Origin of the sequence: Thioclava sp. F36-6, from assembly GCF_002020305.1 — a bacterium.
Lineage (GTDB): Bacteria > Pseudomonadota > Alphaproteobacteria > Rhodobacterales > Rhodobacteraceae > Thioclava > Thioclava sediminum.
In genome coordinates this window covers 19707-42523 of record NZ_MPZX01000004.1, presented here as the reverse complement: position 1 = coordinate 42523, position 22817 = coordinate 19707, and the positions used below count along the sequence as shown (strand labels likewise).

The 22817-nt window shown below is 63.8% G+C and carries 24 protein-coding genes and 1 tRNA gene; 13 read left to right on the top strand and 12 right to left on the bottom strand.

The window, feature by feature from the left end:
* Window positions 1-94 precede the first annotated feature (94 nt).
* The 9 genes from BMI88_RS17345 (at window position 95) to BMI88_RS17305 (ending at window position 10620) form a co-directional block, all read left to right on the top strand.
* Window positions 95-2071: a long-chain fatty acid--CoA ligase gene (locus BMI88_RS17345; protein ID WP_078550812.1), complete on the top strand. Its 1977-nt coding sequence runs from the start codon at window positions 95-97 to the stop codon at window positions 2069-2071.
* Entirely contained in the window at window positions 2068-2889 is an 822-nt protein-coding gene (locus BMI88_RS17340) for an ABC transporter ATP-binding protein (RefSeq protein ID WP_078522363.1), read from the top strand. The genes BMI88_RS17345 and BMI88_RS17340 overlap by 4 nt, the downstream gene beginning before the upstream one ends.
* A gap of 38 nt (window positions 2890-2927) precedes the next feature.
* Window positions 2928-3917 carry a branched-chain amino acid ABC transporter permease gene (locus tag BMI88_RS17335; RefSeq protein ID WP_078550810.1) on the top strand — a complete coding sequence of 330 codons (990 nt, stop codon included), beginning with the start codon at window positions 2928-2930 and terminating at the stop codon, window positions 3915-3917.
* 148 nt (window positions 3918-4065) lie between these two features.
* Window positions 4066-4248, top strand: a complete 183-nt coding sequence (locus BMI88_RS17330; RefSeq protein ID WP_078541717.1) for a hypothetical protein — start codon at window positions 4066-4068, stop codon at window positions 4246-4248.
* 40 nt (window positions 4249-4288) lie between these two features.
* A complete protein-coding gene (locus BMI88_RS17325; RefSeq protein ID WP_078550808.1) occupies window positions 4289-5365 on the top strand; it encodes a branched-chain amino acid ABC transporter permease in 1077 nt (358 codons plus the stop codon).
* A 73-nt stretch (window positions 5366-5438) separates the two neighbouring features.
* Window positions 5439-6725 carry an ABC transporter substrate-binding protein gene (locus BMI88_RS17320; protein WP_078522367.1) on the top strand — a complete coding sequence of 429 codons (1287 nt, stop codon included), beginning with the start codon at window positions 5439-5441 and terminating at the stop codon, window positions 6723-6725.
* A 58-nt stretch (window positions 6726-6783) separates the two neighbouring features.
* Window positions 6784-7608: an ABC transporter ATP-binding protein gene (locus BMI88_RS17315; protein ID WP_078550806.1), complete on the top strand. Its 825-nt coding sequence runs from the start codon at window positions 6784-6786 to the stop codon at window positions 7606-7608.
* Between the two features lie 89 nt (window positions 7609-7697).
* Complete coding sequence (locus BMI88_RS17310) at window positions 7698-8918, top strand: AMP-binding protein (protein WP_078550803.1); 1221 nt, start codon at window positions 7698-7700, stop codon at window positions 8916-8918.
* A 52-nt stretch (window positions 8919-8970) separates the two neighbouring features.
* Window positions 8971-10620, top strand: a complete 1650-nt coding sequence (locus BMI88_RS17305; protein WP_168174015.1) for a peptidoglycan-binding protein — start codon at window positions 8971-8973, stop codon at window positions 10618-10620.
* Window positions 10621-10715: 95 nt separating this feature from the next.
* On the opposite strand, the gene ykgO is transcribed toward BMI88_RS17305, so the two are convergent.
* Entirely contained in the window at window positions 10716-10841 is a 126-nt protein-coding gene (gene ykgO / locus BMI88_RS17300) for a type B 50S ribosomal protein L36 (protein WP_038074920.1), read from the bottom strand.
* An 81-nt stretch (window positions 10842-10922) separates the two neighbouring features.
* A tRNA-Val gene (locus BMI88_RS17295) sits at window positions 10923-10997 on the bottom strand.
* Window positions 10998-11177: 180 nt separating this feature from the next.
* Between BMI88_RS17295 and BMI88_RS17290 the strand changes: the two genes are divergently transcribed.
* Complete coding sequence (locus BMI88_RS17290) at window positions 11178-12044, top strand: N-formylglutamate amidohydrolase (protein WP_078550798.1); 867 nt, start codon at window positions 11178-11180, stop codon at window positions 12042-12044.
* 1 nt (window position 12045) lies between these two features.
* On the opposite strand, the gene BMI88_RS17285 is transcribed toward BMI88_RS17290, so the two are convergent.
* Window positions 12046-13308 (bottom strand): DNA polymerase IV, encoded by a 1263-nt coding sequence (locus BMI88_RS17285; RefSeq protein ID WP_078550796.1) that lies wholly within the window; start codon window positions 13306-13308, stop codon window positions 12046-12048.
* Window positions 13309-13464: 156 nt separating this feature from the next.
* Window positions 13465-16086, bottom strand: a complete 2622-nt coding sequence (clpB, locus tag BMI88_RS17280; RefSeq protein ID WP_078550794.1) for an ATP-dependent chaperone ClpB — start codon at window positions 16084-16086, stop codon at window positions 13465-13467.
* A gap of 197 nt (window positions 16087-16283) precedes the next feature.
* Between clpB and BMI88_RS17275 the strand changes: the two genes are divergently transcribed.
* Window positions 16284-16493 (top strand): hypothetical protein, encoded by a 210-nt coding sequence (locus tag BMI88_RS17275; RefSeq protein ID WP_078541724.1) that lies wholly within the window; start codon window positions 16284-16286, stop codon window positions 16491-16493.
* 81 nt (window positions 16494-16574) lie between these two features.
* The gene (gene pyrF, locus BMI88_RS17270) at window positions 16575-17276 is read left to right on the top strand and encodes an orotidine-5'-phosphate decarboxylase (protein WP_078541769.1); all 702 of its coding nucleotides are present in this window, start codon (window positions 16575-16577) and stop codon (window positions 17274-17276) included.
* 10 nt (window positions 17277-17286) lie between these two features.
* On the opposite strand, the gene BMI88_RS17265 is transcribed toward pyrF, so the two are convergent.
* The 8 genes from BMI88_RS17265 to def (BMI88_RS17235) form a co-directional block, all read right to left on the bottom strand.
* On the bottom strand, window positions 17287-17526 hold the full coding sequence (locus tag BMI88_RS17265; protein ID WP_078550791.1) for a hypothetical protein: 240 nt from the start codon (window positions 17524-17526) through the stop codon (window positions 17287-17289).
* Between the two features lie 156 nt (window positions 17527-17682).
* A complete protein-coding gene (locus BMI88_RS17260; RefSeq protein ID WP_078522375.1) occupies window positions 17683-17991 on the bottom strand; it encodes a hypothetical protein in 309 nt (102 codons plus the stop codon).
* Between the two features lie 112 nt (window positions 17992-18103).
* On the bottom strand, window positions 18104-18379 hold the full coding sequence (locus BMI88_RS17255; RefSeq protein ID WP_078550788.1) for a hypothetical protein: 276 nt from the start codon (window positions 18377-18379) through the stop codon (window positions 18104-18106).
* Window positions 18379-19260 (bottom strand): SPFH domain-containing protein, encoded by an 882-nt coding sequence (locus tag BMI88_RS17250; protein WP_078550785.1) that lies wholly within the window; start codon window positions 19258-19260, stop codon window positions 18379-18381. Before BMI88_RS17250 ends, BMI88_RS17255 begins: the two co-directional genes overlap by 1 nt.
* A 21-nt stretch (window positions 19261-19281) precedes the next feature.
* The gene (locus tag BMI88_RS19800; protein WP_165756939.1) at window positions 19282-19440 is read right to left on the bottom strand and encodes a hypothetical protein; all 159 of its coding nucleotides are present in this window, start codon (window positions 19438-19440) and stop codon (window positions 19282-19284) included.
* Between the two features lie 95 nt (window positions 19441-19535).
* Entirely contained in the window at window positions 19536-20432 is an 897-nt protein-coding gene (gene fmt, locus BMI88_RS17245) for a methionyl-tRNA formyltransferase (RefSeq protein WP_078550783.1), read from the bottom strand.
* A gap of 3 nt (window positions 20433-20435) precedes the next feature.
* Window positions 20436-20936 carry a peptide deformylase gene (def, locus tag BMI88_RS17240; protein ID WP_078550780.1) on the bottom strand — a complete coding sequence of 167 codons (501 nt, stop codon included), beginning with the start codon at window positions 20934-20936 and terminating at the stop codon, window positions 20436-20438.
* Complete coding sequence (def, locus tag BMI88_RS17235; RefSeq protein WP_075775430.1) at window positions 20936-21481, bottom strand: peptide deformylase; 546 nt, start codon at window positions 21479-21481, stop codon at window positions 20936-20938. The genes def (BMI88_RS17240) and def (BMI88_RS17235) overlap by 1 nt, the downstream gene beginning before the upstream one ends.
* A gap of 129 nt (window positions 21482-21610) precedes the next feature.
* On the opposite strand from def (BMI88_RS17235), the gene BMI88_RS17230 reads away from it, so the two are divergent.
* The gene (locus BMI88_RS17230) at window positions 21611-22786 is read left to right on the top strand and encodes a MalY/PatB family protein (RefSeq protein ID WP_078550778.1); all 1176 of its coding nucleotides are present in this window, start codon (window positions 21611-21613) and stop codon (window positions 22784-22786) included.
* Window positions 22787-22817: the final 31 nt, after the last annotated feature.

Sequence of the window (22817 nt, the reverse complement as noted above, 5' to 3'; positions counted from 1 at the left end):
TTGACATGGACTGTCGAGCCATGCCGAACTGTGCGCGGAGGAGCGCCCGGGGCGGTCGAGGGACGCCGGACATACCGGCGCGAGGGAGGAAAATTTGGCTGACGCAGTCGCGAAGGGGCAGGAATCTGCCCAATCGATTCCTGCGCTTTTGGCGCGGAACGTGGCCCGATATGGTGGCTACCCCGCCTATCGCGAAAAGGAATTCGGGATCTGGCAGAGCTGGAGCTGGGCCGAAGCGGCCGAGGAAATCCGCGCGATGGCGCTGGGCTTCCTGAGCCTCGGCGTGGAACGGGGCGATTATATCGCCATCATCGGGCGCAACCGCCCCATGCATTACTGGTCGATGGTCGCGGCGCAGATGTGCGGCGCGATTCCGGTGCCGCTCTATCAGGACGCGGCGGCCGACGAGATGGCCTATGTGATGGAGCATTGCGGGGCGCGCTTCGTCGTCTGCGGCGATCAGGAGCAGGTCGACAAGATCGTCGAGATCGAGGACCGCATCCACGCGATCACCCATGTCACCTACACCGACAAGCGCGGCATGCGGAAATACGACCACTCGCGCATGAACGCGCTGGAGGACGTGCAGGCCGAGGGCCGCGCGGGTCATTCGCGCTACGAGGCCGAGCTGGACAAGCGCATCGCCGAGCTGACCTATGACAGCACCTGCGTGATGCTCTACACCTCGGGCACGACGGGCAAGCCGAAGGGCGTGGTCCTGTCGAACCGCAACATCATCGAAACCGCCAAGGCGTCTTCGGAATTCGATCACCTGAACCATAACGACGAGGTTCTGGCCTACCTGCCGATGGCATGGGTGGGCGATTTCATCTTCTCGATCGGGCAGGCCTATTGGTCGGGCTTCACCGTGAACTGCCCGGAAAGCCCCGAGACGATGATGATCGACCTGCGCGAGATCGGGCCGACCTATTTCTTCGCGCCGCCGCGGGTCTTCGAGAACCAGCTGACCTCGGTGATGATCCGCATGGAAGACGCGGGCAAGCTGAAGAAGAAGCTGTTCGATCACTACATGAAGGTCGCGCGCGAAGTCGGTCCCGACATTCTCGACGGCAAGCCCGTCAGCTTCGGCAAGCGGATGTCCTATGCGCTGGGCAATTTCTTCGTCTATGGCCCACTCAAGAACACTCTGGGCTTCTCGCGCATCCGCGTCGGCTACACGGCGGGCGAGGCGATCGGGCCGGAGATCTTCTCTTTCTATCGTTCGCTCGGGATCAACCTGAAGCAGCTCTACGGTCAGACCGAGGCGTCGGTCTTCATCACCCAGCAGCCCGATGGCGAAGTGCGTGCCGACACGGTGGGCGTGCCGTCTCCGGGCGTCGAGGTGAAGATCGCCGACAATGGCGAGGTGTTCTATCGCAGCCCCGGCACCTTCGTGGAGTATTACAAGAACGCTGAGAGCACGGCGTCGACCAAGGACCCGGAAGGCTGGGTCGCGACGGGCGATGCGGGCTTCTTCGAGGAAGACACCGGGCATCTGCGGATCATCGACCGCGCCAAGGATGTAGGCAAGATGGCCGACGGTCGCCTGTTCGCGCCGAAATATGTCGAGAACAAGCTGAAATTCTACCCCTCGATCCTCGAGGCGGTGGTGTTCGGCGCAGGCAAGGACCGTTGCACGGCCTTCATCAATATCGACCTCACTGCGGTCGGCAACTGGGCCGAGCGCAACAACATCTCCTACGCCTCCTACCAGGAGCTTGCGGGCCATCCGCGCGTCTATGAGATGATCCGCGAGCATGTCGAAGAGGTGAACGAAAGCATCGCCGAAGACCCGATGCTCTCGGGCTGTCAGGTCCATCGCTTCCTGATCCTGCACAAGGAACTCGACGCCGATGACGGCGAGATGACCCGCACCCGCAAGGTCCGCCGCAACGTGATCGGCGAGAAATTCGCCGACCTCATCGCGGCGCTCTATGACGGGCGCGACGAAATCTACACCGAAACGGAAGTGACCTACGAGGACGGGCGCAAAGGCTCGATCAAGGCGACGCTGAAAATCGCCGACGCGAAGGTCGTGGCCCCGAAACAGATGGCGGAGGCGGCGGAATGAAAGACATGAACGAAGGTTACGTCACCGCCGACGGCCGCCAGATCGGCGGGGTCATCATGGAGATGAAGAACATCACGCTGCGCTTTGGCGGTGTGGTGGCGATCAAGGATATCTCCTTCGACATCCGCGAGGGCGAGATCCGCGCGATCATCGGGCCGAACGGCGCGGGGAAATCCTCGATGCTGAACGTCATCTCGGGCTTCTATATCCCGACCGAGGGCGAGGTGTTCTACAAGGGCATCAAGCGCGGGCCGATGAAGCCTTATCAGGTCGCGCGTCTCGGCATCGCGCGCACCTTCCAGAACATCGCGTTGTTCGACGGCATGTCGGTGCTCGACAACATCATGACCGGACGGCTGACCCATATGAAGAAGGGTCTCATGTCGCAGGCGGGCTGGTGGTGGACGGGTGCCGCCGCCGAGGAGCACGAGAACCGCGAGAAGGTCGAGAAGATCATCGACTTTCTCGAGATCCAGAATATCCGCAAAACGCCGGTGGGGCGTCTGCCCTACGGTCTGAAGAAGCGGGTGGAGCTGGCGCGTGCGCTGGCCGCCGAGCCGAAGATCCTTCTGCTCGACGAGCCGATGGCCGGGATGAACGTCGAAGAGAAAGAGGACATGAGCCGCTTCATCCTCGACGTGAACGACGAATTCGGCACCACCATCGTCCTGATCGAACACGATATGGGCGTCGTGATGGACCTCTCCGACCGGGTCGTCGTGATGGATTACGGCAAGAAGATCGGTGACGGCACGCCCGACGAGGTGCGCAGCAATCAAGACGTGATCGACGCCTATCTGGGGGTGGCCCATGACTGAGACCATCCGCATCGCAACTCAGACATCGGAGGCGCGTCATGCCTGATATCGTTCTCTATGCCGCCGAGGTGACGCTGAACGGCCTTATGGCAGGGGTGCTCTATGCGCTCGTGGCGCTGGGCTTCGTGCTGATCTTCAAAGCCTCTGGCATCTTCAACTACGCGCAGGGCGTGCTCGCGCTCTTTGCCGCGCTGACGCTGGTCGGCATCCAGAAGGGGCAAGTGCCCTTCGCCCATCTCATCAACGCGATGACGGGCAATCACTACACGAATTTCCCGTGGGAGGTTCCGGCAATCGTCGCGATCCTGTTGGCGGCGGCCGTGATGGTTGTGCTCGCGATCATCATCGAGAAAGTAGTGCTCAAGCATCTGGTGAACCAGGCGCCGATCATCCTCTTCATGGCGACGATCGGGATGGCCTATTTCCTCGAAGGTTTCGGGGACGTGATGTGGGGCTCTGACATCAAGACGCTCGATGTGGGGCTGCCGCAGGGCATCAACGAGACCATCGACACCGTCACCTTCAACATGTTCGGCTACGGCTTCTTCATCGACAATCTCGATATCGTGGCGGCGATCGTCGCGGTGCTGCTGGTGTCGGCGCTGACCGTGTTCTCGCAATACTCCAAGCAGGGCCGGGCGCTGCGTGCGGTGGCCGACGATCACCAGGCCGCGCTGTCGGTCGGGATCTCGCTGCGCTTCATCTGGATCCTCGTCTGGTCGATCGCGGGCTTCGTGGCGCTGGTCGCGGGCATCATGTGGGGCTCGAAATCGGGCGTGCAGTTCTCGCTGTCGCTGATCGCGCTCAAGGCGCTGCCGGTGCTGATGCTGGGCGGCTTCACCTCGATCCCGGGCGCCATTGTCGGCGGTCTGATCATCGGTGTGGGCGAGAAACTGTTTGAACTGCTGATCGGGGCCCCCTTCCTGGGTGGCGCGACCGAGAACTGGTTCGCCTATGTCCTCGCGCTCGTTTTCCTCGTCTTCCGGCCGCAGGGCCTGTTCGGCGAGAAGATCATCGAGAGGGTCTGAGCGATGATCACGACGCTTTCACGTCACGGTGAAAAATTCCTTGATCGAGCCGCGGGGGTGCGACAAGCTGCCACATGTCGTGGCGTCAAGGGGAGGGGAGCCCAGTGTCGTCGCGCTGATGTGACGATCATTGGGAGGACCGTTACCGATGAAGACCTGTGCAACCGTGTTCACGATTGGCTGGGGAGCCGCGCTCGCATTCGGATGGATCGCGCTGGCCGCGCCGCCGGAAGAACCGACCACCTTGCAAACACTGAATATCGTGCTGGCCGCCTTGGGGGCGGGAGCCGGGCTCTGGGCCTGGGTGAGGATCCGGCGCGGCAACTGCTGACGGGGGACGACGCGCTCTCCCTGACGAAAGGGAGAGGCTGATGTTTTACCGCGAAGCAGGTGATTTCAAGACATCCTACCGGGAGGACAGTCAGACCTTTCCGATCAAGTTCGACCGGCTGCGCTATTATGCAGTGCTGGTGGTCGCCTTCGGGATCGTTCCGCTGTTCATCAACGACTACTGGGCGAACGCGGTCGCGGTACCCTTCCTGATCTACGCCATCGCGGCGATCGGGCTGAATATCCTCGTGGGCTATGCCGGGCAGGTGAGCCTTGGCACCGGGGGCTTCATGGCAGTGGGCGCCTATGCCGTCTACAAGCTGATGACGGCCTTCCCGGACGTCAACATCTTCTTCCACGTCATCATCGCGGGGTTCATCACCGCCGCCGTAGGCGTGATCTTCGGCCTGCCGAGCCTGCGCATCAAAGGTTTCTACCTCGCGGTGGCGACGCTGGCGGCGCAGTTCTTCCTCGTCTGGCTCTTCAACAAGGTGCCGTGGTTCTACAACTACTCGGCCTCGGGTCAGATCAACGCGCCCGAGCGCACCGTGTTCGGCGTCTTCGTGACCGGCGCGCAGACCTCGGCCATGGCGAAATACATGTTCTGCCTCGTGATGCTGACGCTGGTGGCGCTGGTCGCGCGCAATCTGACGCGTGGCACGGTGGGGCGTAAATGGATGGCGATCCGCGACATGGATATCGCCGCCGAGATCATCGGGGTGAACCCGCTGACGACGAAGCTGTCGGCCTTTGCGGTCAGCTCGTTCTTCATCGGCATCGCCGGCGCGCTGTTCTTCGCGGTCTATCTGGGTGCGGCAGAAGTGGGCGAAGCCTTCGGCATCCAGAAGTCCTTCCTGATCCTCTTCATGGTGATCATCGGCGGTCTGGGCTCGATCTTCGGCTCGTTTGCGGGCGCTGCCTTCCTCGTGCTGCTGCCGGTCTTCCTCAAGAACGTGCTCGTCGGCACGCTCGGTTGGCCGACGGACCTCGCCGCGCATATCGAACTGATGATCGTGGGTGGGCTGATCGTGGCCTTCCTGATCGCGGAACCGCATGGCCTCGCGCAGCTCTGGCGCGTCGCGAAAGAAAAACTCCGGCTTTGGCCCTTCCCGCACTGACGGCCGGGCCGCCCAACACAAAGAACCGGGACACGCCCGGCGCAACACTCGAACATTCTGGGAGGAGAACCGAATGAAGAAGACCCTAACCGCACTGGTCGCGGCGGCGATGACGCTGACCACGGCCCCGGCTTTCGCCGAACTGGTGGTGCCGAACCTCAGCTATCGCACCGGGCCCTATGCCGCGAACGGCATTCCCTATGCCGATGGCTTCAACGACTATTTCACCCTGCTCAACGAGCGTGACGGCGGCATCGGCGGCGAGATGGTTGCCACTCCCGAATGCGAAACCGCCTACAACACCGAGAAGGGCGTGGAATGCTACGAGTCGACCAAGGGCGAAGGCGCGCTGGCCTATAACCCGCTCTCGACCGGCATCACCTATCAGCTGATCCCGAAGGTCACCGCTGACGGCATCACGCTCTACACCCCGGGCTACGGCCGCACCTCGGCTGCGAACGGCAAGGTGTTCAAGTGGGTCTTCAACTTCCCGGCCAACTACTGGGACGGCGCCTCGGTCGCGATCAAACACATCATTGATCAGGAAGGCGGCGACATCAGCGGTAAGAAAATCGCGCTGGTCTATCACAACTCCGCCTATGGCAAGGAGCCGATCCGCACGCTCGAAGAGCTGGCCAAGAAGCACGGTTTCGAGCTTTCGACCCTGCCCGTCGACCACCCCGGTCAGGAGCAGAAGTCGCAATGGCTGCAGATCCGTCGTGACAAGCCCGACTATGTCCTGATGTGGGGCTGGGGCGTCATGAACCAGGTCGCCATCCAGGAAGCCGTGAACATCCGCTTCCCGATGGATCACTTCATCGGCGTCTGGTGGTCGGGTTCGGAGAACGACGTGGCTCCGGCAGGCGACAAGGCCTCGGGCTACAAGGCGCTCTCGTTCCACGGCACCGGCATGGACTACCCGGTCTATGCGGACCTCAAGCAATATGTCGTCGATGCCGGCAAGGCGTCGGGCGCAGGCGATCAGGTCGGCACGATGCTCTATTCGCGCGGCATGTACGCGGCGATGATCATCTCGGAAGCGATCCGCAAGGCGCAGGAGATGGCTGGCAAGTCGAACGTCAACGCCGCTGAAGTGCGCGACGGTTTCGAGAACCTCGACCTCACGGAAGCCCGTCTGGAAGAGCTCGGCCTGCCGAACTTCGCCCAGCCGATCAAGGCGAGCTGCGAGAACCACGGGGGCCCCGGCTCCGCCAAGGTCTTCCAGTGGGATGCCGGTGCGAAGAAGTGGAACGAAGCCTCTGACTGGATCGAATCCGACAAGGACGTGCTGAACCCGCTGATCGAAGAAGATTCCGCAGCCTTCGCTTCGGAAAACAATATCACCGACCAGTGTAACTGATCGAAAACGGCCTCCGGCGCGCGCCGCCGGGGGCCACCCCAACGTCCCGGAGAGAACCATGCTCGACGCTTCGAAAACCGATAACACCCTTCTCGAGGTCAACAATATCGAGGTGATCTACAATCACGTCATCCTCGTGCTGAAAGGGGTGAGCCTGAGCGTGCCCAAGGGCGGGATCACCGCGCTTCTGGGCGGCAACGGCGCGGGCAAGACGACGACGCTGAAGGCGATCTCCAACCTGCTCAAATCCGAGCGCGGCGAGGTGACAAAAGGCTCGATCACCTATCGCGGCGAACGGGTGCAGGACGGCTCCCCCGCCGATCTGGTCCGCAAGGGCGTGATCCAGGTGATGGAGGGACGCCATTGCTTCGAACACCTGACCGTCGAGGAAAACCTGCTGACCGGCGCCTATACCCGCAAGGACGGGCGCGCCGCGATCCAGGCCGATCTCGAGATGGTCTACGACTACTTCCCGCGCCTCAAGGAGCGCCGCAAATCGCAGGCGGGCTATACCTCGGGCGGGGAGCAGCAGATGGTCGCGATGGGCCGCGCGCTGATGAGCCGCCCCGAGACGATCCTGCTGGACGAGCCTTCGATGGGTCTCGCGCCGCAGCTGGTGGAGCAGATCTTCGAGATCGTGAAATCGGTCAACGAGAACGAGGGCGTGACCTTCCTTCTGGCCGAGCAGAACACCAATGTCGCGCTGCGCTACGCCCATTACGGCTACATCCTCGAGAGCGGCCGCATCGTGATGGACGGTCCCGCAGCCGAGCTGCGCGAGAACCCGGACGTGAAGGAATTCTACCTCGGCATGTCCGACGAAGGCCGCAAGAGCTTCCGCGACGTGCGCAGCTATCGCCGCCGCAAGCGCTGGCTGGCGTAACGGTAACTTACTGATTCAATTGAATTGCTGCGCAGCATTTTGGGCGCGGAATAGGAGCGGTTTGTCCGCTGAATGGAAAGGGTCGAGAGATGCGCGAACATTTCGACGAATTGGAAACCCGCAGCGCCGACGCGCGTGAGGCCTCTCTGGCGGAGTGCCTGCCGGCGCTGATTGACGCGGCGATGAAGGCTCCCGGGATCGCGGCGCATCTGCAAGGCGTAGACCCGAGCGCGATCACCTCGCGGGAGGCGCTCGCGAAGCTGCCGGTGCTGCGCAAGTCCGACCTCGGGGCCGCGCAGAAAGGCGCGCCGCCCTTCGGGGGGCTGGTCACGAAACCCGCCCATGCCTTCGCGCATATCTTCCAGTCGCCCGGCCCGATCTACGAGCCCGGCGATACCAGCCACAACTGGTGGCGGTTGGGGCGTTTCGTCCATGCCGCAGGCGTCGGTCCCGGCGATATCGTGCAGAACTGCTTTGGCTATCACCTCACCCCCGCGGGCATGATGTTCGAGAATGCCGCGCGCACGGTCGGTGCCGCCGTTCTGCCTGCGGGCACCGGCCAGACCGAATTGCAGGTCCGCGCCGCCGTCGATATCGGCACCACCACTTACGCGGGCACGCCCGATTACCTGCGCATCATCCTCGAGAAGGCCGAGGAGATGGGCGAGGCCCTGAAAATCACGAAGGCGACCGTGTCGGGCGGCGCGCTCTTCCCGAGCCTGCGTCAGGATTATGCGGATCGCGGCATCGCCTGCCTGCAATGCTACGCCACCGCCGATCTGGGCAATATCGCCTATGAGAGCGCCGCGATGGAGGGGATGATCGTGGACGAGGGCGTGATCGTCGAGATCGTTCGCCCCGGCACCGGCGATCCGGTGGCCCCGGGCGAGGTCGGCGAAGTCGTCGTGACCACGCTCAATCCCGACTACCCGCTGATCCGTTTCGCCACCGGCGATCTCTCGGCAGTGATGGAAGGCGTCAGCCCCTGCGGGCGCACCAATATGCGCATCAAGGGCTGGATGGGGCGCGCCGATCAAACCACCAAGATCAAGGGCATGTTCGTGCGCCCCGAGCAGGTCGCCAGCTTCGTCTCGGCCCATGCAGAGGTGCAAAAAGCCCGCGTCATCGCCACCCGAGACGGCGAGATGGACGTAATGACCGTGCAGATCGAAACCGAGGCAGACGATCCCGCCCGCTTCGATGGCGGCATCCGCGAAGCGCTGAAGATGAAGGGCGTGATCGAACTGGTGTCGCCCGGCTCTTTGCCCAATGATGGGAAGGTCATCGACGACCAGCGGAAATACGACTGAGGAACCGCGCGCGCACTCAAGGGGTTTCTCCGGAAAGAGAGTGGAGGAACCCATGCGTAAACTTCTTCTGACAGGTGCCGCGATCGCGGCGCTTGGCCTTCCCGCCCATGCCGCCGATCTGGCGCTGGTGCTGGGCAATTCCGATTATCAGCGGATCGACGATCTTCGCTCGGGCACCGCGCTGACCGATAGCGAAGCAAAGCTGCAGACGGCGGGCTTCTCGGTGCTGATCGAGGATGATGCCGACGCCGCCGAAATCCGTTCCCGCTTCCGCGACTTCGTGACCCGTGCGCCCGAGGCCGAGCGGCTGGTTGTGGCGCTCTCGGGTCGTTTTGTCCATTCCGACGGCGAGACGTGGTATCTGCCGGTCGACGCCCGCGACACCTCGCTGCCCGAAGCGGTGAGCGAGGCGCTGCCGTTGTCGGCCGTGATGACCGTGCTCGCAGCCCATCCGGGGCGTGCCGTGCTGCTGCTTGGGTCGGCGGACGATGAGGGCAACGGCCAGGGCCTGACCCAGCCTGGGATCGGGACGCTCGACATTCCGCAGGGCGTGACCGTGCTGCGCGGCAGCCCTAAGGATGTGGCCAGCCTCATGTCGGGCAACCTGACCGAGCCCGGCGCTTCGCTGATGCAGTCGGCGCAGTCCGAAGACCTGCGCGCGAGTGGCTACATGCCGCGGGATTTCGTACTTGTCACCGAGCCGACGGGCAAGAAGCCCACCCCGGTGAAAACCCCCGAGGCTGACCCGTCGGCCCCGTATTGGGACATGGCGCGATCCGAGGACACGATCACCGCCTATCAGCTCTATCTCGACCGCTATCCGAATGGCACCAATGCCGCTCAGGCGAAGCAGCGTATCCAGCAACTGCGCGACGAGCCTCAGCGGCAAGCGAAGGCTACCGAAGAGGCGCTGAACCTCAGCCGCGATCAGCGTCGCGAGGTGCAGCAGAACCTGACGATCCTGAAATTCGACCCGAAAGGCGTCGATGGTATCTTCGGGCCGGGCTCGCGCGGGGCGATCGCGCGCTGGCAGAAGGCCAACGGCTTCGACGATACGAGCTACCTGACCCGCGCCCAGCTGACTGCGCTCTCGGCGCAGGGTGAGAAACGCGCCGCCGAGCTGAAGGCCGAGGCCGAGGCACGCCAGGCCAAGATCGACCAGCAGGACCGCGCTTATTGGGAGCAGACCGGCAAGGCGGGTGATGAGGCCGGGCTGCGCGCCTATCTCAAGAAATATCCCGACGGGCTGTTTGCGGAACTCGCGCAGGAGCGGCTCGACAAGATCGAAGCGGATCGCCGCGATGAAGCGCAATCGGCCGATCGCGCAGACTGGGACGCCGCGCGCAAGGCCGACACCATCGCAAGCTACCGCGACTATCTGGCAAGCCGCTCCGACCCGGCCTTCAAAGCCGAGGCCGAGGCGCGCATCGCCGAGCTGCAGCAACAGAATCAGCAAAGCGACGCGATGGACGCGGCTGCCGCGAAAGAGGCCGCCCTCAACCTGCCCGGCGTCGCGAAATCGCTGGTGGAGCAACGCCTTGCCCAGATGGGTCTCAAGCCCGGCAAGGTCGACGGTGTGTTCGACAAGGATACGCGCCGCGCGATTCGCCGCTATCAGACCGCGGGCGGGCTGGAAGCCACCGGCTATCTCGATCAGGCCACCGTGGCGCAGCTTCTGGCCGGGGCGATCGGCGCGCGCTAAGCGCCGATCCCTCTCAGCCTCAGATCGCTGAACAAAGGAAAAGGCCGCGCCGGGAAATCCCTGGCGCGGCCTTTATTCGTTTCGGCTCGGCTGCCTCAGCCCTGGCGGGCTTTGAAGCGCTTCTGCGTCTTGTTGATCACGTAGACGCGGCCTTTGCGGCGCACGACCTGGCAATCGCGATGACGCTGCTTGAGCGAGCGGAGCGAGTTGCGGACCTTCATCGGCCTTCTCCTGTATCGCGGCGCGCGGTGCGCCTTGAAAAACGAATGCCCCGGGCTTGCAAGCCGGGGGCGGTGAATAGATGGTGGGCGGTACTGGGATCGAACCAGTGGCCACTACGATGTCAACGTAGTGCTCTACCGCTGAGCTAACCGCCCACACCCGTGCGATCCCGTTTGATGCCTTTGATTCGCGCTTGCGGCTAGGCCGCGAAGGGAACCGAAAGGCGCGGTGTCGCGTCGGTCTGGGGGTCTATATAAAGAGTCGAAACGGCTTTCAAGAGGGTTTTGGCGTGAAAGCGTTCCAGTGTAAGATATTAGGCGATCATAAGAGGTTTCATGTCCGACAGCCCAGCCCTTTTCCCGCCGTTCCGGCTGGTTCGCCCCAAGGCGTTGCGGACGGCTGCGGTCTTCGCCTCGCCCCATTCCGGTGCGCAATACCCGCATAGCCTGCAGGAACGGGCCGTTCTGGACATGCTGCGCCTGCGGTCTTCCGAAGATGCTTTCGTCGATGAGCTGCTGGCGGATGTGCCGCGATTCGGCGCCCCACTTCTCTGCGCGCAGTATCCCAGAGCCTGGGTCGATCTCAACCGGGCGGAGGACGAACTTGATTCGGCGCTGATCGCCGGGCTGGACCGGGCGCATCCGGGGCCGCGTGTCGCTGCCGGACTCGGGGTGATTCCCCGCGTGGTGTCCGGTGCGCGGGCGATCTATCGCGGCAAGATCCCGATGATCGAGGCCGAGGCGCGGATCAACCATGTCTGGCGGCCCTATCACGCGCAGCTCGAGGCGCTGATGACCGAGGCGCATGGGGCTTTCGGGCAGGCGATTCTGCTCGATATGCATTCGATGCCCTCCGAGGCGCTGGCCACGACCGGCCCGCGCCGCGCGGAGATCGTGCTTGGCGATCGCTACGGCACCAGTGCCGACCGCGAGATCGTGCGCGAGATCGAACTGATCTTCGAAGGCGAGGGGCTGAACGTGGCGCGCAACAGCCCCTTTGCCGGGGCCTATATCACCCAGCGCTACGGGCATCCGCGCGAGGGCTATCACGCGATCCAGATCGAGATCGACCGCGCCCTCTACATGGATCAGCACCGCATCGCGCCGAACGAGAATTTCAATGCGTTCGCGGCGCTGATGAGCCGGGCGGCGCGTCAGATCGCCGATCTCGGGGCGCATCCGCTTCGCCACGCGGCGGAGTAAGTCACTCCCCGTCCCAGCCGCGCCCGTTGCGGATCGCATCCGTCCCGAATCGCGCCCGGATCGCATCTTTGGCCCGCTCCGCCCCCGCGCGCTTGCCCGCGTAAGGGTCGAGCAGGTCGCCCGCCGGATCGCGCCCATCGGCCGCCGTGAGGTCCGAAAACCCGATGCCGATCAAACGGTAGGCCTGGCCCTTCGGCAGCTTGTCGAACAGCGTCTCGCCCGCACGATAGAGCGTGTCGGCCAATTGGCTCGGCTCCTCCAGCCGGGTCTGCCGGGTCACGGTCGCGAAATCGGCCTTTTTTAGCTTTAGCGTCACGGTCCGCCCCGCCAGATCGCGCGCCTTCATCCGGGCCGAGACCTTCTCGGCCAGATGCCAGAGCTTGCCCATCAGCGCCTCGCGATCGGCGATGTCGGTGTTGAAGGTTGTCTCGTTCGACACCGATTTCATCGGCGAGTCTGGAGAGACGCGCCGCGCATCTTGCCCGCTGGCCAACTCAAAGAGCCGCCGCCCCGACGCGCCGAAACGGTCCTCCATCCGCGACAGCCCCGCGCGGCGGATATCGGCGAGCGTGCGGATGCCCGCGCGCCCCAGGGCCGAGCGCGTCGCCGCCCCCACGCCCCAGAGGATCGACACCGGCTTGTCGCGAAGAAACTCTTCCGTATCGCCGCGCCCGATCACCGAAAACCCGCGCGGCTTGTCGAGATCGGAGGCGATCTTGGCGAGGAACTTGTTATGCGAAAGACCGACCGAGGCTGTGACCCCGATCTCCGTCTCGATCTCCCGCGCAAGCCGCGCCATCAGGAGCGCGGGCGGCGCATGATGTAGCCGCTCCGTCCCGCCCAAATCGAGAAACGCTTCGTCGAGCGAGAGCGGCTCGATCAGCGGCGTCAGTTCCACCATCTTCGCCCGAATCTCGCGAGAGACATTCGCGTAATGCTCCATCCGCGGTTTGATGATCACCGCATCGGGGCAAAGCTTGCGCGCCTGATACATCGGCATGGCCGAGCGCACGCCGGAGATTCGCGCGATGTAGCAGCAGGTCGTCACCACCCCGCGCGTGCCGCCCCCCACGATCACCGACTGCGAAGACAGCTCGGGATTGTCGCGCTTCTCGACCGAAGCGTAGAAACTGTCGCAGTCGATATGTGCGATGGGCAGGTCGAACAGCTCCGGATGCGCCACGATCCGCGCCTTGCCGCAGGCGGGGCAACGCTTCGGCGCCTCGTCAAAACTCTTCAGGCAATCGCGGCAAAGGGCGGGCATGGGGACTCGATCCGGGGAATATCCCCTAGATACTCCTTCTTCCTCTTGGCGGAAATATCCCTGGGTGAATTGGCGTAGCCAAGAGGGGCAGCGCCCCTGACGCTGACGAAAAAGGGGCGGATCGCTCCGCCCCTCTCAATCGATTTTCAGGTGGTTTTAGTGCAGCGGCACGCCATCGGCAGGCTTCGTGCCCCCCAGAGGCGCCGCATGGCCGCCGACGATCAGGCCGTTCGGGCCAGCCGTGACTTCGACCGTCGCACCGTCCATGATCTCGCCGCCAAGGATCGCCTCGGCCAGCGGGTCCTGCAGCGAACGCTGGATCACCCGCTTCAGCGGACGTGCGCCATAGACCGGGTCGTAGCCCGCATCGGCGAGCCACTTGTGGGCCGACTCGTCCAGCTCCAGCGTGATCTTGCGCTGTGCCAGACGTTTCTCCAGCCGCTTGAGCTGGATCTCCACGATCCCGTCCATGTTCTCGCGGTTCAGGCGATCGAAGATCACCATCTCGTCGAGACGGTTCAGGAATTCGGGGCGGAAATGCGCCCGCACCGCATCCATCACCTGACGCTTGGCCTCGCTCGCATCCGTGCCTTCCGGCAGCTGGCTGAGCGCCTGAGAGCCGAGGTTCGAGGTCAGTACGATCAGGGTCTGCTTGAAGTCGACCGTGCGGCCCTGACCATCGGTCAGCACACCGTCGTCAAGCACTTGCAGCAGCACGTTGAACACGTCCGGATGCGCCTTCTCGACCTCGTCGAACAGCACGACCTGATAGGGACGCCGCCGGACCGCTTCGGTCAGAACGCCACCCTCGTCATAGCCGACATAGCCCGGAGGGGCACCGATCAGCCGCGCCACGGAGTGTTTCTCCATGAACTCGGACATGTCGATCCGCACCATCGCCTGATCGTCGTCGAACAGGTAATTCGCGACGGCCTTGGTCAGCTCGGTCTTACCCACACCGGTCGGGCCGAGGAAGAGGAACGAACCCAGCGGGCGGTTCTCATCGTTCAGCCCCGCACGCGCCCGGCGCACGGCGTTCGACACGGCGGTGATCGCTGCATCCTGACCGACGACGCGCTTGTGCAGCTCGTCTTCCATCTTCAGCAGCTTCTCGCGCTCGCCCTCCAGCATCTTCGAGGTCGGAATGCCAGTCCAGCGTTCGACCACTTCGGCGATCTGCTCGGGGCGCACCGATTCCTCGACCATCAGCTCCTCGCCTTCGGCCTCGTCGGCTGCCGCGAGTTGCTTCTCGAGGCTCGGGATGATGCCGTAGCTCAGCTCGCCCGCGCGGGCGAGGTTGCCTTCGCGCTTGGCTTGATCGAGCTCGGCCCGGGCCTTGTCGAGCTGCTCTTTGAGGTTGCGACCCGATTCCAGCTTGTCCCGCTCGGCCTGCCATTTGGCAGTCATTTCCGAAGCGCGATCCTGCAGATCGGCCAGTTCCTTCTCGAGCTTCTCGAGACGGTCCTTCGACGCGGTGTCGTCCTCTTTCTTCAGCGCTTCCGCTTCGATCTGCATCTGCAGGATCTGACGGTCGAGCGCGTCGAGTTCCTCAGGCTTGCTGTCCACTTCCATGCGCAGACGCGAGGCGGCCTCGTCCACGAGGTCGATTGCCTTGTCGGGCAGGAAGCGGTCGGTGATGTAGCGATGCGAGAGCGTCGCAGCCGAGACCAGCGCCGAGTCGGAGATCTTCACCCCGTGGTGGAGTTCGTATTTCTCCTTGATACCGCGCAGGATCGAGATCGTGTCCTCGACCGTCGGCTCTTCCACCATCACGGGCTGGAAGCGCCGGGCCAAAGCCGCGTCCTTCTCGACATATTTGCGGTATTCATCGAGCGTCGTGGCGCCCACGCAGTGCAGCTCACCACGGGCCAGCGCCGGCTTGATCAGGTTCGCCGCATCCATCGCGCCATCGGATTTCCCAGCACCCACGAGCGTGTGCATCTCGTCGATGAAGAGGATGATCTCGCCCGCAGCAGCCTCGATTTCCTTGAGGATAGCTTTCAGACGCTCTTCGAACTCACCGCGATATTTCGCACCGGCGATCAGCGCGCCCATGTCGAGCGCGAGCAGCCGCTTGTCGCGCAGCGATTCCGGCACGTCCCCGTCGATGATGCGCAGCGCAAGGCCTTCCGCGATCGCGGTCTTACCCACGCCGGGTTCACCGATCAGAACCGGGTTGTTCTTGGTCCGACGGCTCAGCACCTGCATGGTGCGCCGAATCTCGTCATCACGACCGATAATCGGGTCGATCTTGCCTTGCTCTGCGGCTTCGGTCAGATCGCGCGCGTATTTCTTGAGCGCCTCATAGCCCTCTTCGGCCGAGGCCGAATCCGCCGTGCGGCCCTTGCGCAGATCGTTGATCGCAGCGTTGAGCTTCTGCGCCGTCACCGCGCCCGCATCGAGCGCATCCTTGGCGCGCGTGTTCACCATGGCCAGAGCCATCAGCACACGCTCCACCGGCACGAAGCTGTCGCCCGCTTTCTTGGCGATCTTCTCGGCCTCGTCGAGCACGCGCACGAGGCTCTGCTCGACATAGACCTGCCCGTCGCCGCCCGACACTTTCGGCAGTTTCGACACCGCCAGATCGACGGCTTCGAGCACGCGGGCAGGCTCGCCGCCGGCGCGCTTGATCAGATTGGCCGACAGCCCCTGATCGTCATCCATCAAAGCCTTCAGAAGATGCTCGGGCACCACACGTTGATGACCCTCGCGCATCGCGATCGTCTGCGCGGCCTGAAGGAAACCGCGAGACCGCTCCGTGAACTTCTCCATGTTCATCGGCATTCTCCTTTTTTAAAGCCCCCGGGATGTGTCTGGCCCTATATTAGGCGCCGTCCTGACCGGGTCTCGATATGAAAAATGGGATGTGGCGCATCCCGCTTCAAGAGCTTTATGGCGACCATTTCGCCGCAGGTGGAAACCAAAACGCAAGGTTTAGCGTTTACGCAGGGACACCCACACAGGAGGCTCCGAGGATGCATCATGCCAGCGCCACGCGCATCGCGCGCCTGATTTACAACGCCGCGCAGCGCCGTTTCGAGGCGGTCGTCGAATTCTTCACCCCCGGGATCGCGCAGCCGCTGCGGGTGCCCGTTCGGGTCGAAGCCAGCCCCAACATTTCGCATCGCCAGCTCGCCCGCGCGCTGACCCGCGAAGCGCAACGTCGTGGCATCGGCGGGCTGTGATCCCGCGAACGGCTTGACGTAGCGGTGATTGATCCGCATCAGGGGGCGATCTTGAAAAGGAGCGCCCCAGCGATGACCGACATGACCCTGCCCGCCGACGACCGTCTCATCGTCGCCCTCGACGTGCCGAGCGCCTATGAAGGCCTCGTGCTGGCGAACCAGCTGGGCGACTCGGTGTCCTTCTACAAAATCGGTCTTGGAATGCTCACGGGCGGCGGCCTCGCGCTGGCCAGCGAGCTGAAGCAGGATCAGGGCAAGCGCATCTTCCTCGACATGAAGCTGTTCGATATCGGCGCGACGGTCGAGAACGCCGTACGCGGGTTGGCGCAGTTCGACCTCGATTTCCTGACCGTGCATGGCGACCCCTATGTGGTGAAGGCCGCCAAGGAAGGCGCGGCGGGTACCGATCTGAAAATCCTCGCCGTGACGATCCTGACCTCGCTCGACCGCGAGGACCTGAACGGGGCGCTGATCAAGGACGGCGCGATCAGCGACCTCGTGGCGGAGCGTGCAGGGCGCGCGTTCGAGGCTGGTGCGGATGGCGTGATCGCCTCGCCGCAGGAAGCCGCGATGATCCGGGCGCTGCCCGAAGCGGCTGGCAAGCTCATCGTGACGCCGGGTGTGCGCCCGACGGGGGCCGATCTTGGCGATCAGAAGCGGATCGCGACCCCGGCGGCGGCGGTGGGCGCAGGTGCCGACCATATCGTCGTCGGTCGCCCGATCCACCGCGCGCCCGATCCGCGGGCTGCGGCGGAAGCGATCCTCAAAGAACTGCAGGGCTGATTAGCGTCTCTTACTGACCGTCGCCGCCTGTCGCCGGGCCGCTCGTCTTCGAGTCGGGCGCCACGTCGACCTTCGCGGTGTTTGGGTCGGATATCTGCTGCTCGCTCGGCGGATCGGTGGCGGCGTCGTCACCCCCGTCGATTGGCGTATCGGCAACGAGCCAGACCACGACACCCAGTGCCGCAACCAGTGCAACCAGGGTGAGTATCAGGCCGCCGATACTGCTCTGTCGGTTCGAATCCTTGGCCATTCTTGCTCGCCTCTTCGCTTTGATCCCTCGGTAAAGGAAACGCGAGGCTCTGACCTGCGTTCCTCCTCCCGTCATCAGATAGGCGGAGCATGGCGCAAAATGAAACGGCGCCCCGCAGGACGCCGCTTCACTTGCACGTGATCTGCGAAAGCGGGATCAGTTCGAGCCGCCGCTTTGCGTGGTGGCCTCAGCCGACGCGCCACTCGTGTCGGTGCTGCCGCTGTCGCTGGCCGCCGCATCGCCCGAGGCGTCGGCGCTCGACGAATCCGCCGGGGCTGCGTTGTCGTTGTTCTCGATCGTGACCGAGGTTGCGCTCGCATCGCTCTCGGTGGGCGCAGTGCTGGCGCTTTCGTCCCCGGGCGACATCATGAGCCAAAGGACGATACCGAGGGCGACGACGACCGCGCCCAGAACGAAGTAGATGCCGCCCAGACCCGAGCGTTCGTGATTATGCGTGTCAGACATGATGATCTCCTGTCGATTTTCATCTCTCTGTATTGGCGAGAGAACATCGATAGGCCGCTTCCAGTTCCCGCGATGCGCGGGAAGTCGCCGGCAGCGGTTTCGTCACATGTCTTCAGTTCTCGTTAATGTCGTCATGCCATTGCTTCACCTGACCGCGCCGCACGCCCATCAGTTTGCGCAGCGCGAGCCATGCGATGATCGACAGAACCGCGAAGGTGATCAGCGTGATCGGCACCGAGTTTCCGACGATACCGATCCAGATCAGCCCGCCGGTGATCACCGCCCCGATCGAGAAGCCGAGGAAGATGAAGCCGGGAATGATCATCTCGGCTCCGCCCAGAACCAGACCGGCCAGAACCCAGACCCACGGAAGTTGCCAGAGGTCCATCACGCTTTCCTCAGAAGCTGGAAGGCGTCGGTGAAGGCCTCGAGGGCTGCGGCAGGCAGGATCACGGTCTGCTTGCCTTCGCCCTTGGCAACTTGAGCCAACGCGTCGACCTGTTTCAGCGCGACCTGATATTGCGCGGCTTCCAGGCCGTTCTTCGCAATCGCCAGCGCGACGACTTCCGTGGCATAGGCTTCGGCATCGGCAGAGATGCGGCGGGCTTCGGCCTCTTTCTGTGCCTGGAACAGCTGCGCTTCGGCGGCGAGTTCGACCGCGCGCTTCTTGCCCTCGGCCTCGGTCACCTGCGCCCGGCGCGCGCGCTCGGCATTGAGCTGTTGCAGCATCGCGGCGCGGGTCGCCTCGTCGAGATTGACGTCGAGAATCTCGGCGCGCGTCACCTCGATCCCCCAATCGTCGACCATCACGGCGACCTGTTCGCGGACCTTCTCTATCAGGCGGGCGCGGTTCGATTGCACCTCGTCGAGTTCGATCACCCCGATTTCGGAGCGCACGATCCCCGCAACGGTCGTCGCGATCGCGGCGTCGACATCTCGGATGCGGTAGACGGTCTTTTCCGGCTCGGTGATCCGGTAGAAGACCGAGGTTTCGACCTTCACCAGCACGTTGTCGGCGGTGATCGCGTCCTGCATCGCGTTGGGCAACTGACGCTCGAGGATCGAGATCTTGTGTGGCACCCGGTCGAGGAACGGCACGATGAAGTTGATGCCGGGGCCGAGTACCGCGCGCAGCCGCCCGAAGCGCTCCACGACGTGCTTCTCGGATTGCGGCACGATCCGCACGCCGAGGAATACCGACAGGATCAACAGAACCGCGAAGGCGATCATCACGATATCGCTGCCGGTTAGGGAATTAAGGAAATACATCTGGGCCTCGACCTTCTGAACTCACACTTGATTACCGGGAAAGACGCGCAAGGCGAGCAGCGTCAGCACCACGAGCACGGCCCAGCCCCCGGGCCGTGAGATGAGCCAGACCGCGAGCGCGAAGCCTATCCCGAGGATACGACTGCTCGCGGTCGCGAGAAAGCCGAACAGCACGCCCATCAGGCGAATTCCATCAAATTGGGGGTCATCGACTGCTCCTTGTGGTTTTTCCACAAGTTTGCCGCAACTTCCGCGATTTGGGAAGGCTGTTGCGTTCAGCCTAGGCGTGCAGGCAGGCGCAGGCCACGCAAGACGTCGGCGCCAGACATCGGGCGCTTGCCCGGGCGTTGCGCTGTCAGGATCTCCAGCGCGCCCGTGCCGCAGGCGATGGTAAACCCGTCGAGGATCTCGCCCGGTGCGCCGCTTCCCTCCGCCGGGGCGGCGCGCAGCAGCTTGATCCGTTCACCCGCGATTTCGGTCCAGGCACCCGGGAAGGGCGAGAGCCCGTTGATATGCCGGATCACTTCATCGGAGGGACGCGTCCAATCGACCTGCGCCTCCGCCTTGTCGATCTTCGCGGCATAGGTGACGCCATCCTCGGGCTGCGGCTGCAGGATCAGCGAGTCGATCTCGGACAGCGCGTCGAGGATCAGCCGCGCGCCCATCGCGCTCAGCCGGTCATGCAGCTCGCCGGTGGTCTCGGTCGCGCCGATCTCGGTCGCTTCGCGCAGCAGAACCGGCCCGGTATCGAGCCCGGCCTCCATCTGCATGATGCAGATGCCCGTCTGGCTGTCGCCGGCCATGATCGCCCGGTGGATCGGGGCCGCCCCGCGCCAGCGCGGCAAAAGCGAGGCGTGGATATTCAGGCAGCCCTTCGCGGGCGCGTCCAGAATGGCCTGCGGCAGGATCAGCCCGTAGGCCACCACGACCGCAATATCGGCATTCAGCGCGGCGAAGGCCTCGCGATCCTCGGGGGCTTTGAAATTCCGCGGGGTGCGCACCTCGATCCCCAGTTCCTCAGCCTTGGCATGAACCGGAGAGGGGCGCTCTTTCTTGCCGCGTCCGGCGGGGCGGGGCGGCTGGCTATAGACGGCGACAACCTCATGCGCGCCGGCCAGCGCCTCCAGAACGGGGACGGAGAACTCCGGCGTTCCCATGAAGATGACGCGCATCGCTTAGCCTTTCGCGAGTTTCTTCGATTTCTGCACCAGCATCTTGCGGCGCAAGGGCGAGAGATGATCGACATACATCTTGCCGTTGAGATGGTCGATCTGGTGCTGGACGCTCGTCGCCCAGAGGCCCACGAAATCGCGGTCCTCCATCTCGCCGTCCTCGTTGAGGAAGCGCACCGTCACGGCGCGGGGCCGTTCTATCGGGGCGGAAATACCCGGCAGGTTCGGCGAGGCCTCTTCATGCTTGCGCATCTGCACCGACGCATGAAGCACTTCCGGATTCGCCATCCGCACGGCCTGACCGCGCTTCTCGGATGCGTCGACCACGGCGAGGCGCATCATGATGCCGATCTGGGGGGCTGCAAGCCCGACGCCCGGCATCGCGTCCATCGTCTCGACCATGTCGTCCCAGATCATCCGAACGGTCTCGGTGATCGTCTCGACCGGCTCGGCGGGGCGATGCAGGCGGCGGTCGTCATAGGGGATGAAGGCGCGCGAAGCCATCAGAGGATCGGATCCTTGGCCGCGCCCGCACGGGCGCGCTCGCGCTTGAGCTTCTCCATCTTGCGGGTGATCATCTTGCGCTTCATCGGACCGAGATAGTCGATGAACAGCTTGCCGTTGAGGTGGTCGAACTCGTGCTGCGCGCAGGTCGCCCAGAGCGCGTCGAACTGCTCCTCATGGCTTTGCCCGTCGAGGCCGAGCCACTTCATCCGCACCTCGGAGGGGCGCGTCACCTCGGCATATTGATCCGGGATCGACAGGCAGCCTTCCTCGTAGACATTGGTCTCTTCCGAGGTCCAGCTGATCTCGGGATTGATCAGGACCATCGGCTCGGGGGCCGCTTCCTTGTCCTTCACGCAATCCATCACGAAGATCCGCTTCATCACGCCGACCTGAGGCCCGGCCAAGCCGATGCCGGGCGCGTCATACATGGTCGCGAGCATGTCATCGGCGAGCTTGCGGATCTCGTCGTTAACTTCGGGCACCGGCTCGCAAACCTTTTTCAGGCGCGGATCGGGATGGATCAGGATCGGTCGTAGCGTCATGGGCAGGGATTTAGGCGAAGCAATGCGTCTGTGCAATGGCAGCGGTGATTGTGCCAGTGACAAAACGCCGTTTGTAACCCGGCTTTGCTTTTGCTCAGATGCGCCCAATTCGACCAATAAGAGGCCCAGATGAGCAAACCCGACTTCGACGAAATCATCGACCGCGTAGGCACCCATTCGCAGAAATGGGACGGGATGGAAAAGTATTACGGGGTTTCGCCGGAAGACGGGATCGCGATGTGGGTCGCGGACATGGATTTCCGCCCGCCCACCTGCGTGCAGCGCGCGCTCGAGGATATGGTCGCGCAGGGTATCTACGGGTACTGGGGCGGCGATGACGAGTATCGCGCCGCGATCCAGTGGTGGATGCGCGAGCGCCACGGCTGGGAGATCGAGCCGGACTGGATCTTCACGACCCACGGTCTGGTCAACGGCACGGCGCTCTGCGTCGATGCCTATACCGACCCGGGCGATGCGGTCGTTCTGATGACGCCGGTCTATCACGCCTTCGCCCGTGTTATCCGCGCGGCCGGGCGCGAGGTGCGCGAATGCCCGCTGAAACTGGTCGGTGGCCGCTACGAGATGGATTTCGACGCCTGGGACGGGCTGATGACGGGGGCCGAGAAGATGCTCGTCCTCTGCTCGCCGCATAATCCCGGCGGGCGCGTCTGGACCCGCGCGGAGCTGGAAGCCACGGCGGCTTTCGCGAAGCGCCACGGGCTGGTGCTGGTCTCGGACGAGATTCACCATGACATCGTGATGCCGGGCGAGACCCATATCCCGATGGCGAATGCCGCGCCCGATCTGCCGCTGGTGATGATGACGGCCACCACGAAGACCTTCAACATCGCGGGCACGCATACGGGCAACGTGATCATCTCGGACCCGGATCTGCGCGCCCGATTCGCAACCCGGATGTCGGCCTTGGGTATTTCGCCCAACAGTTTCGGCATCGCGATGGCGACGGCGGCCTATAGCCCCGAGGGGGCGGCGTGGGTCGATGAGTTGAACGAATATCTCGACGAGAACCGCCGGATTTTCGATCAGGGGATCGCCAAGATCCCGGGGCTGCATTCGATGCCGCTCGAAGCGACCTATCTCGCTTGGGTCGATTTCTCCGGCACCGGAATGGAGCCCGAGGAATACAAGTCGCGTGTTTTGAAGGACGCGAAGATCGCGGTGAATTTCGGGGCGACTTTCGGCGCGGGGGGAGAGAAATTCCTGCGCTTCAACCTCGCCACGCCGCGGGCGCGGGTGCGCGAGGCGGTCGATCGCCTGCAGGCCGCCTTCTCCGATCTGCAATGAAAAAGGGCCGGTTTTCCGGCCCTTTCCTTTG

Coding starts and splice junctions, on each gene's coding strand:
- BMI88_RS17285 (WP_078550796.1), bottom strand. CDS start 13,308: ATGCCCGCCCTTTGCCGCGATTGCCTGAAGAGTTTTGACGAGGCGCCG.
- def (WP_078550780.1), bottom strand. CDS start 20,936: ATGGCTTCGCGCGCCTTCATCCCCTATGACGACCGCCGCCTGCATCGC.
- pyrF (WP_078541769.1), top strand. CDS start 16,575: ATGACCCTGCCCGCCGACGACCGTCTCATCGTCGCCCTCGACGTGCCG.
- BMI88_RS17290 (WP_078550798.1), top strand. CDS start 11,178: ATGTCCGACAGCCCAGCCCTTTTCCCGCCGTTCCGGCTGGTTCGCCCC.
- BMI88_RS17305 (WP_168174015.1), top strand. CDS start 8,971: ATGCGTAAACTTCTTCTGACAGGTGCCGCGATCGCGGCGCTTGGCCTT.
- BMI88_RS17265 (WP_078550791.1), bottom strand. CDS start 17,526: ATGGCCAAGGATTCGAACCGACAGAGCAGTATCGGCGGCCTGATACTC.
- BMI88_RS17340 (WP_078522363.1), top strand. CDS start 2,068: ATGAAAGACATGAACGAAGGTTACGTCACCGCCGACGGCCGCCAGATC.
- def (WP_075775430.1), bottom strand. CDS start 21,481: ATGACGCTACGACCGATCCTGATCCATCCCGATCCGCGCCTGAAAAAG.
- BMI88_RS17260 (WP_078522375.1), bottom strand. CDS start 17,991: ATGTCTGACACGCATAATCACGAACGCTCGGGTCTGGGCGGCATCTAC.
- BMI88_RS17255 (WP_078550788.1), bottom strand. CDS start 18,379: ATGGACCTCTGGCAACTTCCGTGGGTCTGGGTTCTGGCCGGTCTGGTT.
- BMI88_RS17330 (WP_078541717.1), top strand. CDS start 4,066: ATGAAGACCTGTGCAACCGTGTTCACGATTGGCTGGGGAGCCGCGCTC.
- clpB (WP_078550794.1), bottom strand. CDS start 16,086: ATGAACATGGAGAAGTTCACGGAGCGGTCTCGCGGTTTCCTTCAGGCC.
- ykgO (WP_038074920.1), bottom strand. CDS start 10,841: ATGAAGGTCCGCAACTCGCTCCGCTCGCTCAAGCAGCGTCATCGCGAT.
- BMI88_RS17325 (WP_078550808.1), top strand. CDS start 4,289: ATGTTTTACCGCGAAGCAGGTGATTTCAAGACATCCTACCGGGAGGAC.
- BMI88_RS19800 (WP_165756939.1), bottom strand. CDS start 19,440: ATGGGCGTGCTGTTCGGCTTTCTCGCGACCGCGAGCAGTCGTATCCTC.
- BMI88_RS17335 (WP_078550810.1), top strand. CDS start 2,928: ATGCCTGATATCGTTCTCTATGCCGCCGAGGTGACGCTGAACGGCCTT.
- BMI88_RS17320 (WP_078522367.1), top strand. CDS start 5,439: ATGAAGAAGACCCTAACCGCACTGGTCGCGGCGGCGATGACGCTGACC.
- BMI88_RS17310 (WP_078550803.1), top strand. CDS start 7,698: ATGCGCGAACATTTCGACGAATTGGAAACCCGCAGCGCCGACGCGCGT.
- BMI88_RS17230 (WP_078550778.1), top strand. CDS start 21,611: ATGAGCAAACCCGACTTCGACGAAATCATCGACCGCGTAGGCACCCAT.
- BMI88_RS17250 (WP_078550785.1), bottom strand. CDS start 19,260: ATGTATTTCCTTAATTCCCTAACCGGCAGCGATATCGTGATGATCGCC.
- BMI88_RS17315 (WP_078550806.1), top strand. CDS start 6,784: ATGCTCGACGCTTCGAAAACCGATAACACCCTTCTCGAGGTCAACAAT.
- BMI88_RS17275 (WP_078541724.1), top strand. CDS start 16,284: ATGCATCATGCCAGCGCCACGCGCATCGCGCGCCTGATTTACAACGCC.
- fmt (WP_078550783.1), bottom strand. CDS start 20,432: ATGCGCGTCATCTTCATGGGAACGCCGGAGTTCTCCGTCCCCGTTCTG.